Below are 16,164 nucleotides of genomic sequence, written 5' to 3' on the forward strand. Positions count from 1 at the left end.
CATGACCCAAGCCCCCGATCAGCAATGCGAAATCGCCTGGTTCTCGGCGCTGTGCGACGATGACTATGAGTTCCTGGGCGTCCCCGACCCTTATCTGCAATCGAGCTGGGAGCATTGCCGCAATATCGTTCTGCGCGCCGAAGAAGGCGGGTTCGACAATATCCTGCTGCCGTCGGGCTATTCGCTCGGGCTTGACACCACCGCCTTTGCCGCGGCCGTCGCCACCCAGGTCCGCCGCATCAAGCTGCTCTGGGCGACGCGCATGGGTGAGGACTGGCCGCCGCAGCTCGCCCGCCGCATCGCGACCCTGGACCGCATCCTCGGCCCCAATGCCGCAGGCACCGGCGGGCGGTTGAACGTCAACATCATCTCGTCCGACATGCCGGGCGAGAAGATCGAATCCGGCCCCCGCTATGCCCGCGCGACCGAGATCATGAAGATCGTGCGCACGCTGCTCAACGGCGAGGCGCTGGACTTCCAGGGCGACTTTTTCAACCTGAAGCTCGATCCGCCGCGGATCACCACGCTGTCGGGCCAATGCCCCGCCTTCTATTTCGGCGGGCTCAGCCATGAAGCGCGCGAATGCGCCGCCGAGGCGTGCGACGTGTACCTGATGTGGCCCGACACGATGGACAAGGTCCGCGACAACATCGCCGACCTGAAGGCGCGTGCCGCCAAATACGGGCGCACGCTCAAGTTTGGCTACCGCGTCCACGTCATCGTCCGCGAGACCGAGGACGAGGCGCGCGCCTATGCCGACCGTCTGCTCAGCAAGCTCGACGACGAGGCGGGCAAGGCCATCCGCGAAAAGTCGCTCGATGCCAAGAATTATGGCGTCCAGCGCCAGCAGGAACTGCGCGGCGCGGCGGATGGCGACGGCTTTGTGGAGGAGAACCTTTGGACCGGCATCGGCCGGGCCCGCTCGGGCTGCGGTGCGGCGATCGTCGGCACGCCCGATCAGGTGCTCGCCAAGCTGCGCGCCTATCAGGCCGAAGGCATCGAGGCGTTCATCCTCTCGGGCTATCCGCATGTGCAGGAAGCCGATATGTTCGCGCGATACGTTCTGCCGCACATCCAGCACGGGCCGCTCGAGATCTGATGGAACAGTTGCCGCATCCTGACGCCAGCATGTTCGACGTCGCCGTGATCGGTGGCGGCGTCAACGGCACCGGTATTGCCCGCGACGCTGCCGGGCGCGGCGCGCGGGTGCTGCTGCTCGAGGCGCAGGATCTGGCCAGCGGCACCTCATCCAATTCCAGCAAGCTGATCCACGGGGGCTTGCGCTATCTGGAGCATTACGAGTTCGGTCTGGTCCGCGAGGCGCTGGGCGAGCGCGAGATCTTGTGGGCGATCGCGCCGCACATCATCTGGCCGATGCGGTTCGTACTGCCTTGGGTGAAGGGCCTTCGCCCGCGCTGGATGCTGCGGCTCGGGCTGTTCCTCTACGACCATATCGGCATGCGCAAGCTGCTGCTCGCGACCGAAACGATCCGGCTCGACCGGCACCCGGCAGGCAAGCCGCTGAAGCCAGAGTTCCGGCACGGCTTCGTGTACTCGGACGGCTGGGTGGACGATGCGCGGCTGGTAGTACTGAACGCACGCGATGCCGCCGACAGGGGCGCTGAAGTGCACACGCGCTGCCCGATGACGAAGCTGGAGCGGGTGTACGATCACTGGCGGATCGACACACCGAAGGGGGTTTTCGCTGCGCGTTCGATCATCAACGCCGCCGGTCCCTCCGTGCTGAGCGTTCTGGGCCGGTCCGGCGAGCAGCCGAAACAGTCGATCAGGCTGGTGCGCGGATCGCACATAGTCGTGCGCAAGCTGTTCGACCATCCGTTTCCGTATTTCTTCCAGCTCCCCGATGGCCGCATCTTCTTTGCTATCCCCTACGAGCAGGATTTCACGCTGATCGGCACCACCGACCGCGACCAGCAGGCGGGCGAGCCGATCGTCGCGAGCGAGGAGGAAATCGCCTATCTGTGCGAAGGCGCGAGCCGCTTCTTTGCGAAGCCGGTGACGCCCGCTGATGTCGTGTGGACCTATTCGGGCGTGCGACCGCTGGTCGACGACGGGTCGGGCAAGCCCGAGGCGGCAACGCGCGGTTATCGCTTCGACCTGACGGCAGAGAACGAAGGCGCACCGATGCTCTCGGTGTTTGGCGGCAAGATCACCACCTTCCGCACCCTGAGCCAGGAAGCCGTCGACAAGCTCGCCAGCCGCATTCCCGCACTACGCGGCGACCATTGGACGCATGCCAGCCCCCTGCCCGGCGGAGACTTCCATGTGGACGAGGCTCCGTTGCAGATTGCAGATTTGCGCAAGCGCTATCCCTTTCTGGAACAAGGCTGGGCCGAGCGGTTGGTCCGCAGCTATGGTACCATCGCTGCGCGCTTCCTGGGTGAGGCCAAGACCCTTGCCGATTGCGGAGAGCATTTCGGCCATGGCCTGACCGAAGCAGAAGTGCGCCACCTGATGGCCAACGAATGGGCGATGACTGCCGAGGACATTCTCTGGCGTCGCACCAAGCTCGGCCTGCATCTTTCATCCGAGCAACAAGCCGCGCTCGAACGCTATTTCCAGAAGGAACCCGTAGCATGACACCCCGTATCGTCGCCATCGGCGGCACCGTCTCGATCGGCAGCACCACCGAGCTCGCACTGCGCACCGCGATGGCGAGTGCTGCGACGCATGGAGCAGAAGTGCAGCTGTTCGACGGGGCGTATCTCGCCGCGCTGCCGCATTACCGATCGAGCGCGCATGCAGGCGCCGAAGGGCGCGAGATGGTCGAGGCGGTGCGCGCCGCCGATGGCGTGCTGCTCGCCGCACCTGGCTATCATGGCACGATCTCGGGGCTCGTGAAGAACGCGCTCGATTATCTCGAAGACCTGTCGAAGGACGCGCGCCCATATCTCGATGGCCGCGCGGTCGGGCTGATCGCCACGGCTTATGGCGACCAGGCGACGATGAGCACGATGCAGACGCTGCGCAGCATCGTCCACGCGCTGCGCGGCTGGCCAACCCCGATGGGGGCGACGATCCGCACCTATCCGGGCCTCTACTCGCCCGACGGCGAGTGCCTCGACGACCGCGCGCGGATGCAGCTCGAGATGGTCGGTCAGCAGGTCGTGCAGGGCGCGACCAGCCTCAGCGCGATGGCGAGGCCCGCCGCATGAGCATCGCGGGCGCGGTGGAGGCCCTCAAACAGGGCAAGGTCATCATCATCACCGGCGATCGGTTCCGCCGGGGAGACATGGACTTCGCCATTGCTGCGCAGCATGCGACGCCCGAGGCGATCAACTTCATGGCGACGCACGGGCGCGGGCTCATCTGCCTCGCGATGCAGCAGGACCGCGCGATGCGGCTGGGCATCGGCTTGATGAATCCTGGCAAGGATCGCCAATCCGGTCGTCCGCTGGGCCGCTCGATCGAGGCCGCCGAGGGCGTCACCACCGGCATTTCCGCCGCTGATCGCGCGCAGACCGTGAAGGTTGCTGTCGCGCCCGAGGCGACCGCGGATGACATCGTCTCGCCTGGCCATATCTTCCCGCTGATCTGCGCGCCCGGCGGCGTGCAGGAGCGCCCCGCCGCTGCCGAAGCCGCGATCGAACTGACGCGCCGCGCAGGCTGCGGCGACGCGGCGGTGATCTGCTCGATCATGCGCGACGATGGCGAGATGGCGCGGCCCGGCGACATTGCCGATCTGGTCGAACGCTTCGGGCTGGAAATCGCAGACATTGGCGATCTGCTCGGCGAGAATGCAGCCACGGAGGCTGCGCATGGCTGACAAGCTGATCCTGGTGCTCGACGAAGGCACCACATCGACCCGCGCGATGCTCTACACGCTGGCGGGCGAGTGGATCGCGACCGAGCAGCGCGACATCACGCAATATTACCCCCAGCCCGGCTGGGTCGAACATGATGCAGGCGAGATCTGGGACCGCACGCTCGAATGCGCGCGTGCGGCAATCGAACGCGCGGGCGGTGCCGATCGGATCGCAGCGATCGGCGTCACTAACCAGCGCGAAACCGTGGTGGCCTGGGACAAGGCGACCGGCCAGCCGCTCGGCAAGGCCATCGTCTGGCAGGACCGGCGCACCGACGAACAATGCCAGCAATTGCGCGCCGATGGGCATGAAGCGCAGGTGCAAGAGAAGACCGGCCTGCTGCTCGACCCCTATTTCTCCGCGACCAAGATGGCATGGATGCTGCGCAACGTGGAAGGTGCGGCTGCGCTGGGCGACAGGCTCGCCTTCGGGACGATCGAAAGCTGGCTGGTGTGGAACCTTACCGGCGGATTGCACATTTCCGACGTGTCGAACGCCAGCCGCACCAGCCTGCTGGCGCTGACAGGCCAGACTTGGGACGATGCCCTTTGCGACCTGTTCGGCGTCCCGCGCGCGGCGCTGCCAGAAATCGTGGCCAGCACCGGGACGTTCGGAACAACCAAGCCCGAACTGTTCGGAGCCGCCATCCCCATTACCGGTCTGGCGGGCGACCAGCAGTCCGCAACCATCGGCCAGGGCTGTTTCGGTGTCGGTCAGACCAAGGCGACGCTGGGCACCGGAGCGTTCATCCTCGCCAATATGGGCCAGACCCCGCCGAAGTCGGAACACCGGCTGCTCGGCACGGTGCTGTGCGAGGTTAACGGCACGCGCAGCTTCGCGCTCGAGGGATCGGTGTTCGTTGCAGGAAGCCTGGTCAAATGGCTGCGCGACAGCATCGGGCTGCTCGGCAATGCGGCGGAGAGCGAGGCGCTGGCGCGATCGGTACCCGATAGCGGCGGCGTGGTCGTGGTCCCTGCCCTGTCCGGCCTCGGCGCGCCTTACTGGCTGCCCGACGCGCGCGGTTCGATCACCGGCCTTTCGTTCGCGACGACACGCGCGCACATCGTTCGCGCCTCGCTCGAATCGGTCGCCAATGTGTTCCACGATCTCGGCCGCGCCTTTGCGGCCGACGGTGCACCCTGGTCGGTGCTGCGGCTTGACGGCGGGATGAGCGCCAATGACTGGATCGCGCAGGACATTGCCGATGTGCTGAACATCCCGTGCGAACGCCCCAGCGATGTCGAGACGACCGCGCGCGGGGCGGCGATCCTCGCCGCGATCGGTTCAGGCCATTACGGTTCGCTCGAAGAGGCGCGCGCGATGGTCTCGCCGATCCAGACGTTCGCTCCCGAGATGGACAGCACGGCGCGCGACCAGCGCCTCAGCCATTGGACCAAGGCGCTGAGCTGCTGACCGATCAGACCTTGGCCGGAGCCAGCCTGGGGCTGAGCAGGTGGACCACCAGCAGCGCCGCCAGATAGGCGCTGGCGCAGATGGCGAACAGGATCTCGTAACTGCCGGTGCGATCGAGAATATAGCCGGTGAACAGCGCCATGCCCATGCCGCCCAGCGCGCCGACCGTGCCGCCGATACCGACCACCGAGCCCACCGCCCCGCGCGGGAACACGTCCGACGGCAGCGTGTAGAGATTTGCAGAGAAGGCCTGGTGCGCCGCCGTAGCCAGTCCGATGATCAGCACCGCGCCCCAGACGCTGTCGATGCCTTGCGCGAACCAGATCGGCGTCACGGCGAGCGCGCAGACGAGCATCGTCGCCTTGCGCGCAAAATTGGGCGTCCTGCCCGCCTTGATCAGCCGCGAGGACATCCAGCCGCCGAAGATCGATCCGCCGTCGGAGATCAGATAGATCGCGGCCAGCGGCAGACCGAAGGTCTTGAGGTCCATGTCATAGCGCTCGAACAGATAGCCCGGCAGCCAGAACAGGAAGAACCACCAGATGGGGTCGATCAGGAACTTCCCTAGCGCATAAGCCCAGGTCTCGCGCACGGTAAGCAGCTTGCCCCAGCCTATCTTCTCGACAGGATCAGCCGGGTCCTGCTGAATCCAGGCGAGTTCGGCGGGGGAGACGCTCTTGTGCTCGGTCGGATGGCGATAGATCGCCCACCAGGCGACCAGCCAGACAAGCCCGAAAATGCCGGTAATGTAGAACGCCTCGCGCCAGCCGAACCATAGCACGAGCGCAGGGACCAGCAGCGGCGTGATGATTGCCCCGACATTCGCACCCGCATTGAACAGGCCGATGGCAAAGGCGCGCTCGCGCTGCGGAAACCAGTCGGTGACCGCCTTGATCCCGGCGGGAAAATTGCCACTCTCGCCGATGCCCAGGCCAAAGCGCGCCGCAGCAAAGCTGGTGACCCCGCTCGCCAGCCCGTGTGCCATGTGCCCGGCCGTCCAGATGATGATGGCGATCGTGTATCCCAGCCGTGCGCCGATCACATCGACAATACGCCCGAAACCGATATAGCCGATGGCATAGGCGACCTGGAACCAGAAGACGATGTTGGCAAAGTCGCTCTCGGTCCAGCCGAACTTCGCAACCAGCGTCGGCTTCAGCACGCCGATCATCTGCCGGTCGATATAGTTGATCGCCGTCGCTGCAAAGAGCAGCCCGACAATCACCCAGCGATAGCGCCCTGCCCTGCCCGCAGCGGCGTCAAGCGCCTGGGGCCGGGTCGCGGTTGCGGCTGTATCACCCATCATTCAGCTCTCCCAAATCCACGCCCGGCTGTTACCGACCCGCGTCCATCCATCGGTTCAGCGCGGCTGTGCCGCGATCACGCGGCAATGCACATCGCCATGGCCGACAAACTCGGCGCGAAATGTCTGGCCCACGCTGATCTCGTGGACGCCGGTAATCGCGCCCGTCGAAACCCACAGGCCGTTCGATACATCGAACCCACGCTCGATCAGGTTGCCGAGCAGGAACCGCACCGCACCATAAGGTCCGTCAAGCATGTTGGCAGCCGTAGCCTTGCCGACCTCCGTACCGTCAATCTCGCTGCGCACGACAATCGCGCACAGATCGACGTCTCGCCATCCCACCAGTTCAGCGCCCCGGACCATGCCGGCATTGTTGCCGAAATCGGACACGGTTACCGCCGGACCGTCGAGGTTGATCCGCGCATAGGGGGAACTCGCAATTTCGACGCCCAGCCGCACATCGTCCAGGATCGCGCGCGTGCCATCGTCATCGGTCGGAACCGAGCCGGAAAAACCCGCAGCGACATGCAGCAGGATTTCCGCCTCGCCCGCGGCGAATCCGCCCTGGAATACAGGCATCTCGGGAATCTCGCCCGACGCTGCATCGACGACGCTATCGGCAAAGATCGGCCCGGACAGGCGATTGGCCCCCAGCGTGCCGTCAAGCGGCGGGTTGATCCGCCCCACCTTCCAGCCGGCGACCTCGCGTCCGTCTATCCGGATGGCGCGGTCCTGGATGGAATAGGCAGCGGCCAGCGCGTCAGGCGCAATACCCGGATAGACGCTCAGCGCCCGGGCCTCGCGGCGCGCGCTGACAAAGGCCTGCGCCACGGCATCAACTTGTGCACTGACCTGCAAATCCGTCCCCATCTTATCGTCCTTCTCTCAATTGCGCTGCCTAAAGGAAACCGGTGTCATTCGCAAGAGGCGCTGTTTTCATCCTGGCGCTGGCTAGAGCGTCACGCCGTTCTTCCAGATGGCAATCGCGCGCTGGCCCCCGCGCTCTGCTGCGGTCCGCTGCCCGCTCGCAATCGCCAGCAGTGTGTCCAGGAAATCGCGATCGACCTGCTCGACAGGCCCGTCCAGTGCAGCCGAAGCGTCGAAATCGATCCAGTGCGCCTTGCTGGTCGCAAGCGCACGGTTGGACGCGATCTTGACCGTCGGCGCTGGGAAGCCGAGCGGCGTGCCGCGCCCGGTGGTGAACAGGACAAGCGTCGCGCCTGCTGCGGTCAGCGCCGTCGAGGACACCGCATCGTTGCCCGGCGCTTCCAGCAGCGCAAGACCCGGCCGGATCGCCTGCCCGCCATAGGCCACGACGCTGGTCAGCGGTGCCGTTCCCGCCTTTTGCACCGCACCTGCGGATTTCTCCTCCAGCGTCGTGATGCCCCCCGCGATGTTCCCGGGCGAAGGGTTTTCCGATACCGGCAGGCCCTGGTCGAGATAATAGCGCTTGAACCGGTTCACCAACGCTGCGGCTTGCTTGAAGGTCTGGGCATCGCAGGCACGGTCGAGCAGAGCCTGTTCCGCCCCGAAGATTTCCGGAATTTCAGTCAGGATCGGGGTTCCCCCCGCCGCTGCCAGCATTTCGCTGAACCGGCCCAGCAGTGGATTGGCGGTCAGGCCCGAAAACCCGTCTGACCCCCCGCATTTGAGCCCGACGACCAGTGCGCTCAGCGGCAGCGGCTCGCGTTCTGCCATCGCTGCCTCGGCCACCATCGCGTCAATGATCGCTGCCGTATCGGCGAGTTCGTCGCCTGCTGACTGCGAGGAGAGGCTGCGCACCTTGTTCCGTGCCGAGGGAGGAATCGCCTCGATCAGCGCCTCGAGCTGGTTCGATTCGCAACCCAGGCCCAGCAGCAGCACGCCTGCCGCATTGGGATGCGCAGCCAGCCCTGCGAGCAAAGCGCGCGTGCCGGCAAGGTCATCGCCGAGTTGCGAGCAACCATGGGGGTGCGGGTAGGCGATGATCCCGTCGATCCGTCCAGCGGCGATCAATGCAGCATGGCGCTGTTCGGCCTGCCGGGCGATCTGCTCCGCAGTCAGCGCCACGCAGCCCACCGTGGGCAATATCCATATCTCGTTGCGGGTCGCAGCCCGACCATCGGCGCGACGATAACCGTGCCAGATCATCGCATCGGTCCGGTTGATCGAGCCTGCGTGCTCCGATGCACCGCCCGCGGCATAGACCTGCTCACCCACCAGCGCCGTAACCAGATTATGGCTGTGGACATGCTCGCCCGGTTCGATGGCAGCACTGGCCCGGCCAATAGGCAGGCCGTACTTCACCACGCGGTCGTTCAGAGAATGAGGCCGGATCGCAAATTTGTGGCCCTCGGGAATGTCGCAGACGAGCGTAACCTCGCTGTTGCCGACTGCAATCCCCGACCCTGCGTCGATGCCGCGCAACGCCACCGCCACCGTGTCTGACGCGTGCACCTGCATCGCATCGGGCATCTGGATATCCCCTCGATCTTGCGACTCTGCGCCGGTCGCTCTGTTATGCCATAGCGCGATGGTAACCGGTGTCAATCCTGCCGGGATTGCGTTTGGTGCAAGGATGCGCTTAGGAGATGGCATACACTGACACCGGTGTAGCAAGTCGATGGGGCGGAACAACAGGTGAGCAAAGCGAAAGAGGGCAAGCCGACGATCAACGACGTGGCCCGCCTTGCCGGGGTATCGAAAAAGACGGTCAGCCGCGTCATCAATCGGTCTGCCCTGCTCAACGCGAGCACCCGGGAGAAGGTCGAGGCGGTCATCGCCGAGCTTGGCTATGTCCCCAATCCTCAGGCGCGCGCGCTTGCGCTCCGGCGGAACTTCCTGATCGGGCTGATCCACGACAACCCCAATGCGCAGATGGTGCTGGGCGTGCAGGAAGGGATATTGTCGGCCATTCGCGACACCGAATTCGCGCTGGTGGTCCGCCCGGTCAATCGGCGCTCACCTGACATGCTCGACGATGTCCGCACCTTTCTGGAGCAGCAGCGACTGTTCGGGGTGATGCTGCTTCCCCCGATTTCCGAGAATGACGCACTGGCGCAGTTGTGCGAGGAACTTGGCGTCACCTATGTGCGGATGGGATCGGTCCGGCTGGATGATGACGAACATATGGTCGCCTCCAACGACCGGGAGGCCGTCGCCAAGGCCGTGGCCTATCTGGTCGGTCAGGGCCATCAGCGCATAGGTTTTGTTGCTGGCCCCGAAGGCTTCCGTTCTGCGGCCGAGCGCGATCTCGGATATCGCGACGCTCTGGAGCGTGCCAGGATAAGACTGGATTCCGCGATCATGGCGCAGGGCAACTACACCTTCGAATCCGGCATCGCCGCCGGAGAGAAGCTGCTCGCGGCCTCCCCTCGCCCCAGCGCCATCTTTGCCAGCAACGACGAAATGGCCGCCGGTGTACTCCATGCTGCGCGCAGCATCGGCATGTCGGTGCCCGAGGATCTGTCGATCATCGGCTTCGATGATACCGCGATCGCAGCGCATATCTGGCCGCCGCTGACCACGGTGCGCTGGCCCATCCAGGCCATGGCCAAAGCAGCGGCGATCAAGCTGATCGACCCTGCCGAGGCGCGCGACCAGCCATCGCATTTCCTTTCCGATCTGATCGAGCGGGCATCGGTCGCCCCGGCCTGAGCCGCCTGGCAGGACCCTCAATAGAGCTTGCACCAATCAATGACACCGGTTACCAAGGCGGCAACAGAACCCCGAACCAAGCCGGGCATGAGTCACTGGATGACCTTCACCCGGACAGGAGAGACGCATGAAAATCGCCCTGATCACCGAGAACAGCCAGGCTGCAAAGAATGGCATCATTCATGAAGCGCTGACCGATGTGGCAGTGCCGCTGGGGCATGAGGTGTTCAACTACGGCATGTATACCGCCGAGGACTCGGCATCACTCACCTATGTGATGAACGGCCTGCTTACCGGCATCCTGCTCAATTCGGGCGCGGCGGATTTCGTCGTCACCGGCTGTGGGACCGGCATGGGATCAATGCTGGCGTGCAATGCGATGCCTGGCGTGTTCTGCGGCCTTGTCATCGACCCTACCGATGCATTTCTGTTCGGCCAGATCAACGACGGCAACGCGATCTCGATGCCCTATGCCAAGGGCTTTGGCTGGGCTGCGGAACTGAACCTGCGCGATGTCTACGCCAAGCTGTTCGATGGCGAGCGCGGCCTGGGATATCCCAAGGAGCGCGCGGCGATCATGGCCAAGAACCGTGGCATCCTCAAGGAGCTCAAGGCCGCCAGTTGCCATGACATGCTGACCGTGCTCAAGACCGTGGATCAGGATCTGCTGAAAGCGGCGGTTGCCGGCGAGAAGTTCGCCGAATATTTCTACCCCAATTGCCAGGATGAGGCGATTGCTGCCTATCTGCGGGCACTGACCGCCTGAAAACACCGCCCGAAATACGGGGAGAGGATCACATGACGAACGGGCTTTTCGACCTTTCCGGTCGCGTGGCTGTCGTGACCGGCGCCAATACCGGCATCGGCCAGGGTATTGCGCTGGCGCTTGCCCAGGCAGGGGCAGACATTGCTGCGGTGGGCCGCACCCCGGCCGACGATACCGCCGCCAAGGTTCGCGCGCTGGGCCGCCGGTGCGAACTGGTATCGGCCGATCTCGGCACCATCGCTCCGGTCCAGGGCGTGGTCGATCAGGTGCTGGAGACGCTGGGCGGGCTCGACATCCTGATCAACAATGCCGGCATCATTCGCCGAGCGGATGCGGTCGACTTTACTGAGGAGGATTGGGACGCGGTGGTTGACACCAATCTCAAGTCGGTCTTCTTCCTCAGCCAGGCGGCAGGCCGTCACATGATCGCGCAGCGCGAGGCGACCGGGCGGCGCGGCAAGATCGTCAACATCGCCTCGATGCTGAGCTTCCAGGGCGGCATTCGCGTGCCGAGCTATACCGCGAGCAAGAGCGGGGTTGCAGGGCTGACCAAATTGCTCGCCTGTGAATGGGCAGCCAAGGGCGTGAACGTCAACGCGATCGCGCCCGGCTATATCGCCACCAACAACACGGCAGCGCTGCAGGCCGACGAGACGCGCAACCGCCAGATCATGGAGCGCATTCCCGAAGGCCGTTGGGGCGACCCGGCAGATATCGGCGGTGCGGCCGTGTTCCTGGCGAGCAATGCCGCGGACTATGTCCAGGGCCATGTGCTCGCCGTCGATGGCGGATGGCTCGCGCGGTGAGCGGAGCCGATCGCACCGGGGCCGTCGTCTGTTTCGGCGAGATGCTGCTGCGTCTATCGCCCCCAGGCGTGCGAATGATGGTGCAGGCGCAGAGCCTCGACATGGTCGTGGGCGGCGCCGAGGCCAATGTCGCCGCCGCGCTCGCGTCGCTGGGGCACGAGACGCGCATGGTGACGCTGCTGCCGTTGAGCCCGCTCGGCGACAAGGCGAAGGCGGACCTCGGCGCGGCAGGTGTGACTACGCGCTTCATCACGCGGGCTCCGGGACGCATGGGGCTGTATTTCCTGGAACCCGGCGCAGGCCTGCGGCCTTCCTCGATAACCTATGACCGTGCGGACTCGGCCTTCGCACTCGCCTCTCCCGCAGCGCTGGACCTGAAGGGCGCACTGCAGGGCGCGGCCCTGCTGCACCTGTCGGGCATCACGCCTGCGCTGGGCCCGGGCGGCGTCGCGCTGGCCGAGGCTGCGGTTGCGGCCGCGCAGGAGGCAGGCGTACCGATCTGCTTCGATGGCAATTACCGCGCGCTCCTGTGGGACGCGTGGGACAGCGATCCGCGCGCCATACTCACCCGGCTTGTCGGCGCTGCGACAATGCTCATCGGCAACCATCGCGACATTTCGCTACTGCTTGGCAAGACGTTCTCCGGCGATGGCGCCGAACGACGGCGCGAAGCGGTAGAAGCCGCGTTCGAGGCGTTTCCGAATCTCGAGCTTATCGCCTCGACCGCGCGTCACGTCGTCAGCAGCGACCATCACCGCATTGCCGCTCGAGTGGATAGCCGGGCCTCGAAGCACCAGACCGCCGAGATTGATGTCACCGGCATCGTCGATCGCATCGGCACCGGCGATGCCTTTGCTGCAGGCGTCCTGCATCAGTTTCTTCAGGGCGGCGATGCGCAGGCCATGGCTGAATGCGGGCTGGCGCTTGCCGCGCTCAAGCACTCCCTGCCCGGTGATTTCTGCCTGATCGGTCCCGCGGAGCTTGCCGCCTTCTCGGCCAGCGGCGGCGATGTCCGGCGTTGAGCTGTCTCGGCGCGCACTGATAGGCATCGGCGCGGCGGTGATTGCAGCCCCTGCCCTCGCCCGATCCGGCGACCCCGTTGTCGGGCGCTATACCGGCATGCGTGAGAACGGGGTGCTCGCCTTCAAGGGCATTCGCTATGGCCGCGCCGAACGCTTCGCTCCGCCCGTGCCCGAACCCTCGACCGGCCCCGCTCTCCGCGCACAGCAATCCGGCCCAATCGCCCCGCAGCGCGGCAATCCCGATCTGCCCCAGTCGGAAGACTGCCTGTTCCTCAACATCTGGACGCCCGAAGCGAACCCGAGGGCCAGGCGCGCGGTCATGGTCTATTTCCATGGCGGCGCGTACAGCAACGGCACCGTCACCGATCCGCTGACGCATGGACAGCGGCTAGCGGCGCAGGGCGATGTCGTGGTTGTCACGGTCAACCAGCGGCTGAATGCGCTTGGCTATGCATGGCTCAAGCCGTTTGGCCAGCGTTTTGCCGATAGCGGCAATCTGGGCCAGCTCGACCTCATCCTCGCGCTGCAATGGGTGCGAGACCATATCGCCGAGTTCGGCGGCGATCCGAGGCGCGTGATGGTTTTCGGCCAGTCGGGCGGCGGGGCGAAGATCGCGACATTGATGGCGATGCCGGCGGCACGCGGCCTGTTCCATAGCGCAGCGACGATGAGCGGGCAGCAGGTCACCGCGAGCGGACCCGGCAACGCCTGGAAACGCACCCAGGCGCTGATGGTGGCGATGAAGCTCGCGCCCGACGATGTCGAGGGCCTGCGCACTGCGCCGACCGAGGCCATCGTCGAGGCGCTGGCTGCGACCGATCCTGTGATCGGCGGGTCCTTGTATTTCGGGCCGGTGCTCGACATGACCAACCTGCCGCGCCACCCCTTCTGGCCCGACGCCGCGCCGCAATCGCTCGCCGTCCCGATGATCCTCGGCAACACGGCGGAAGAAACGCGGGCGTTCATCGATCCACGCGGACCCAAGCTCAAAGGACTCGACTGGACCAACATCGCGCTCCGCATCGCCGCAGAGGTGAAGATCGATCTCGATCCGGAATGGGTCGTCGCCAGCTACCGCGCGCAATTTCCCAATTGGTCCCCCGAGCGGCTCTTCTATGCTGCCACCACGGCGGGCAGGTCATGGCCGGGCCAGGTGATCGAGGCCGACGAACGCGCGAGGGCGGACGCGAAGGCGACATGGGTCTATCAGCTCGACCGCCCCTCGCCGATCGATCCCTTGCGCGGCGCGGCGCATACCGATGACATTCCCTATGTCTTCGGCACATTGGATGCGCCGGGCAGTTATAGCGGTAACGATGAACGCGCGCAGGCGACGCGCGATCTGATGATGAAGGCCTTTACCGGGCTCGCCCGGACCGGCAGGCCGGGGCTGGAGAGCTGGTCGCCCTACACCCTGCCCGACCGCGCGACGCTGGTGATCGGGGACGGCGCAGCAGCGATGGTCAACGATCCCCGCCGGTTCGAGCGGGAGCTTTGGGCGACGGGGCCGTACATTCAGCCGGGCAGCTGAGCGGATCCTTCACCGGATAGGCGATGATCAGCGCGAGCGGCTTGTCGCCCTTTTGCCAGATGCCGACCACCGCGCCGTCATAGAGATAGGCGGTCATACCGGGCTTCAGCACCGCGCGCTGGCCATCGGACACCACCTCGCCCTCGCCTTCGAGCACATAATAGACCTCGTCATGCGCGATCGGGTGTTCGCCGATGGCCGCGCCGATATCGAGCGTGCGGCGGCGGAATTCCATGCGGCGCGGCTGCGGCACATGGTCGCTGATCCGCCAGGCGGTGCTCATGCCGATCGCGCCATGCGGGGGCGGCTCGCGCTTGACGGTATCGAGCTCGTCGACGATTGCCATGGGCGGCGCGGCGGCGAACATCAGCGCAAGAAGCGCGCTCATGGCTGCGAGGTCCGCATCTGCCGATCGCGGGTGGAGAGCGCTTCCTGCGCGCCACCTTTCTGTCCCGGATAGCGACCCGACTTGGGCGTCATCGTCTCGAGATTCCACTCGGCCTCGTTGAACGGCGCGAAGCTCGCCACCGGCGCGGGATAACCGCCAACCTCGCTTTCGTCATCGATGATATCGCCGCGACCTTCGGCCACGAAGAATAGCACGCGAATGTCGTCGGGCGCGCGATCCCAGGGGCGTGCGCCGGCGGTCTGCAGCAGCGAGGTTTCGACCTCACCCGAGGGCAGCACGGCATAGGCGTCCACGCGCGCCAGCGGTGCCTTGGCGGTGATCAGCTTCGCACGCGTTTCGCCATATCGACCCAATTGCGGAAGCGGATTGCCGTGGCGGTCCACCGCGCGATTGTCCTTGCCGAAATAGGCGAGATCGCCATCGCCGCCGAGCATCAGGAACGGCAGCCCTTCGTTGGTGTCGTTGCCTCCGCGCATGACATTGCCGATCGCGGTAATCTCGCCGGTGACATAATCATGCCCCTGCCACTCGAGGTTCATGAGGTTGTAATGCACCGCGCGATGGCCGGGATTGTAGATCAGGTTGTTGACCATCGCCACCTGCGCCCCGCCCTTGACCAGCGGCGACCGCTCCACATTGTGCGCCCAGACATTGCGGTAAAACATTATATTCGTTGCATTATCATGAATCAGCGAGCCCTTGCTGTGCTCGCCCTTGGGGTGGCTCGAATTGGCCAGGCCCTCGGCCGCCAGATTGTCGCGGAACACGATATGGTGGCTGGTGCCCGCACGCCATTGCTCGACGGTATCTCCGGTGAAGCGCGGGCCGGAAGCCGACATGTTCTCGTCCACGCCCCACAGGAAACTGCAATGTTCGACCACAACATTGTGCGCAGCGACAGTGGAAAACGAATCCGCCTCCCAGCCCGACATCCGCGCCTGGCCGTCCGCGCCGGTCATCACCCGGATATGCGAAACCACGACATCGTGTGTGCGCAGATCGATGCCACCCTTGATGATCGTGATGCCCGGCGACGGCGCAGTCTGCCCTGCAATGGTGAGATAGGGCTCGCTGATTTCCAGTGTGCTGCGCCCCAGATCGATCACGCCGCCAACTTCGAACACGACCGTGCGCGGCCCCTTGGCGGCCAGCGCTTCTGCCAGCGATCCCGGCCCCGATTTGGCAAGCGTGGTGACGCGGATGATTCGCCCGCCTGCACCGCCTCTGGTCGGGTCGCCAGGATGCGGCTCGGCGGCGGCATGGCCAAGGCTGGCCAGGGCAAAAGCCCCGATAATGGCGGCTTTCTGCAAGGTCTTGTGCATGGTCTCTCTCCCGTTGCCATGGTTATTGACAGAGCGATGCCGAGAGGGCAATACATAATGACACCGGTTACCTTGGGTGGTCAGCCTCTCTGGCGCTCCCCACAGATGATCGGGAAGAACAGCGGT

Annotated in this window: 15 protein-coding genes; 10 read left to right on the forward strand and 5 right to left on the reverse strand. The window is 65.2% G+C overall.

Going from position 1 to position 16,164, the window contains the following annotated elements:
- Position 1 precedes the first annotated feature (1 nt).
- From C7451_RS02905 to C7451_RS02925, 5 genes are read left to right on the forward strand one after another with little or no spacing between them, the layout of a single operon-like run.
- Entirely contained in the window at positions 2-1,099 is a 1,098-nt protein-coding gene (locus C7451_RS02905; RefSeq protein WP_110297490.1) for an LLM class flavin-dependent oxidoreductase, read from the forward strand.
- Positions 1,099-2,601, forward strand: a complete 1,503-nt coding sequence (locus C7451_RS02910) for a glycerol-3-phosphate dehydrogenase (RefSeq protein WP_244181546.1) — start codon at positions 1,099-1,101, stop codon at positions 2,599-2,601. The genes C7451_RS02905 and C7451_RS02910 overlap by 1 nt, the downstream gene beginning before the upstream one ends.
- A complete protein-coding gene (locus C7451_RS02915; protein WP_110297491.1) occupies positions 2,598-3,176 on the forward strand; it encodes an NADPH-dependent FMN reductase in 579 nt (192 codons plus the stop codon). Before C7451_RS02910 ends, C7451_RS02915 begins: the two co-directional genes overlap by 4 nt.
- Complete coding sequence (locus tag C7451_RS02920; RefSeq protein ID WP_110297492.1) at positions 3,173-3,787, forward strand: 3,4-dihydroxy-2-butanone-4-phosphate synthase; 615 nt, start codon at positions 3,173-3,175, stop codon at positions 3,785-3,787. Before C7451_RS02915 ends, C7451_RS02920 begins: the two co-directional genes overlap by 4 nt.
- Positions 3,780-5,240 carry a glycerol kinase gene (locus C7451_RS02925; protein ID WP_110297493.1) on the forward strand — a complete coding sequence of 487 codons (1,461 nt, stop codon included), beginning with the start codon at positions 3,780-3,782 and terminating at the stop codon, positions 5,238-5,240. The genes C7451_RS02920 and C7451_RS02925 overlap by 8 nt, the downstream gene beginning before the upstream one ends.
- A gap of 4 nt (positions 5,241-5,244) precedes the next feature.
- Here C7451_RS02925 and C7451_RS02930 read toward each other — a convergent pair whose 3' ends face one another.
- The 3 genes from C7451_RS02930 to C7451_RS02940 form a co-directional block, all read right to left on the reverse strand.
- Positions 5,245-6,543, reverse strand: a complete 1,299-nt coding sequence (locus C7451_RS02930) for an MFS transporter (RefSeq protein WP_110297703.1) — start codon at positions 6,541-6,543, stop codon at positions 5,245-5,247.
- 57 nt (positions 6,544-6,600) lie between these two features.
- Positions 6,601-7,416, reverse strand: a complete 816-nt coding sequence (locus C7451_RS02935; protein ID WP_110297494.1) for a 2-keto-4-pentenoate hydratase — start codon at positions 7,414-7,416, stop codon at positions 6,601-6,603.
- An 81-nt stretch (positions 7,417-7,497) separates the two neighbouring features.
- A complete protein-coding gene (locus tag C7451_RS02940; protein ID WP_208625129.1) occupies positions 7,498-9,000 on the reverse strand; it encodes a UxaA family hydrolase in 1,503 nt (500 codons plus the stop codon).
- 165 nt (positions 9,001-9,165) lie between these two features.
- Between C7451_RS02940 and C7451_RS02945 the strand changes: the two genes are divergently transcribed.
- The 5 genes from C7451_RS02945 to C7451_RS02965 all read left to right on the forward strand — a co-directional run bounded on the left by C7451_RS02945 (position 9,166) and on the right by C7451_RS02965 (position 14,307).
- Complete coding sequence (locus C7451_RS02945; protein WP_110297495.1) at positions 9,166-10,182, forward strand: LacI family DNA-binding transcriptional regulator; 1,017 nt, start codon at positions 9,166-9,168, stop codon at positions 10,180-10,182.
- 127 nt (positions 10,183-10,309) lie between these two features.
- On the forward strand, positions 10,310-10,948 hold the full coding sequence (locus C7451_RS02950) for an RpiB/LacA/LacB family sugar-phosphate isomerase (RefSeq protein WP_110297496.1): 639 nt from the start codon (positions 10,310-10,312) through the stop codon (positions 10,946-10,948).
- A gap of 32 nt (positions 10,949-10,980) precedes the next feature.
- Positions 10,981-11,754 carry a 2-dehydro-3-deoxy-D-gluconate 5-dehydrogenase KduD gene (gene kduD, locus C7451_RS02955; RefSeq protein ID WP_110297497.1) on the forward strand — a complete coding sequence of 258 codons (774 nt, stop codon included), beginning with the start codon at positions 10,981-10,983 and terminating at the stop codon, positions 11,752-11,754.
- A complete protein-coding gene (locus C7451_RS02960; RefSeq protein WP_110297498.1) occupies positions 11,739-12,776 on the forward strand; it encodes a sugar kinase in 1,038 nt (345 codons plus the stop codon). The genes kduD and C7451_RS02960 overlap by 16 nt, the downstream gene beginning before the upstream one ends.
- Positions 12,763-14,307, forward strand: a complete 1,545-nt coding sequence (locus C7451_RS02965; RefSeq protein WP_110297499.1) for a carboxylesterase/lipase family protein — start codon at positions 12,763-12,765, stop codon at positions 14,305-14,307. Before C7451_RS02960 ends, C7451_RS02965 begins: the two co-directional genes overlap by 14 nt.
- Here the strand turns inward: C7451_RS02965 and C7451_RS02970 are convergent.
- On the reverse strand, positions 14,240-14,695 hold the full coding sequence (locus C7451_RS02970) for a cupin domain-containing protein (RefSeq protein WP_110297500.1): 456 nt from the start codon (positions 14,693-14,695) through the stop codon (positions 14,240-14,242). The genes C7451_RS02965 and C7451_RS02970 overlap by 68 nt on opposite strands.
- Complete coding sequence (locus C7451_RS02975; RefSeq protein ID WP_110297501.1) at positions 14,692-16,038, reverse strand: pectate lyase family protein; 1,347 nt, start codon at positions 16,036-16,038, stop codon at positions 14,692-14,694. Before C7451_RS02975 ends, C7451_RS02970 begins: the two co-directional genes overlap by 4 nt.
- Positions 16,039-16,164 lie beyond the last annotated feature (126 nt).

The organism is Blastomonas natatoria (genome assembly GCF_003201955.1).
In the GTDB taxonomy this organism is placed as follows: Bacteria; Pseudomonadota; Alphaproteobacteria; order Sphingomonadales; family Sphingomonadaceae; genus Blastomonas; species Blastomonas natatoria.

What these genes read in the sequence shown, in the direction of transcription:
- C7451_RS02905 (WP_110297490.1), top strand. Translation starts at nt 2, where the DNA reads ATGACCCAAGCCCCCGATCAGCAATGCGAAATCGCCTGGTTCTCGGCG.
- C7451_RS02910 (WP_244181546.1), top strand. Translation starts at nt 1,099, where the DNA reads ATGGAACAGTTGCCGCATCCTGACGCCAGCATGTTCGACGTCGCCGTG.
- C7451_RS02915 (WP_110297491.1), top strand. Translation starts at nt 2,598, where the DNA reads ATGACACCCCGTATCGTCGCCATCGGCGGCACCGTCTCGATCGGCAGC.
- C7451_RS02920 (WP_110297492.1), top strand. Translation starts at nt 3,173, where the DNA reads ATGAGCATCGCGGGCGCGGTGGAGGCCCTCAAACAGGGCAAGGTCATC.
- C7451_RS02925 (WP_110297493.1), top strand. Translation starts at nt 3,780, where the DNA reads ATGGCTGACAAGCTGATCCTGGTGCTCGACGAAGGCACCACATCGACC.
- C7451_RS02930 (WP_110297703.1), bottom strand. Translation starts at nt 6,543, where the DNA reads ATGGGTGATACAGCCGCAACCGCGACCCGGCCCCAGGCGCTTGACGCC.
- C7451_RS02935 (WP_110297494.1), bottom strand. Translation starts at nt 7,416, where the DNA reads ATGGGGACGGATTTGCAGGTCAGTGCACAAGTTGATGCCGTGGCGCAG.
- C7451_RS02940 (WP_208625129.1), bottom strand. Translation starts at nt 9,000, where the DNA reads ATGCCCGATGCGATGCAGGTGCACGCGTCAGACACGGTGGCGGTGGCG.
- C7451_RS02950 (WP_110297496.1), top strand. Translation starts at nt 10,310, where the DNA reads ATGAAAATCGCCCTGATCACCGAGAACAGCCAGGCTGCAAAGAATGGC.
- kduD (WP_110297497.1), top strand. Translation starts at nt 10,981, where the DNA reads ATGACGAACGGGCTTTTCGACCTTTCCGGTCGCGTGGCTGTCGTGACC.
- C7451_RS02960 (WP_110297498.1), top strand. Translation starts at nt 11,739, where the DNA reads ATGGCTCGCGCGGTGAGCGGAGCCGATCGCACCGGGGCCGTCGTCTGT.
- C7451_RS02965 (WP_110297499.1), top strand. Translation starts at nt 12,763, where the DNA reads ATGTCCGGCGTTGAGCTGTCTCGGCGCGCACTGATAGGCATCGGCGCG.
- C7451_RS02970 (WP_110297500.1), bottom strand. Translation starts at nt 14,695, where the DNA reads ATGAGCGCGCTTCTTGCGCTGATGTTCGCCGCCGCGCCGCCCATGGCA.
- C7451_RS02975 (WP_110297501.1), bottom strand. Translation starts at nt 16,038, where the DNA reads ATGCACAAGACCTTGCAGAAAGCCGCCATTATCGGGGCTTTTGCCCTG.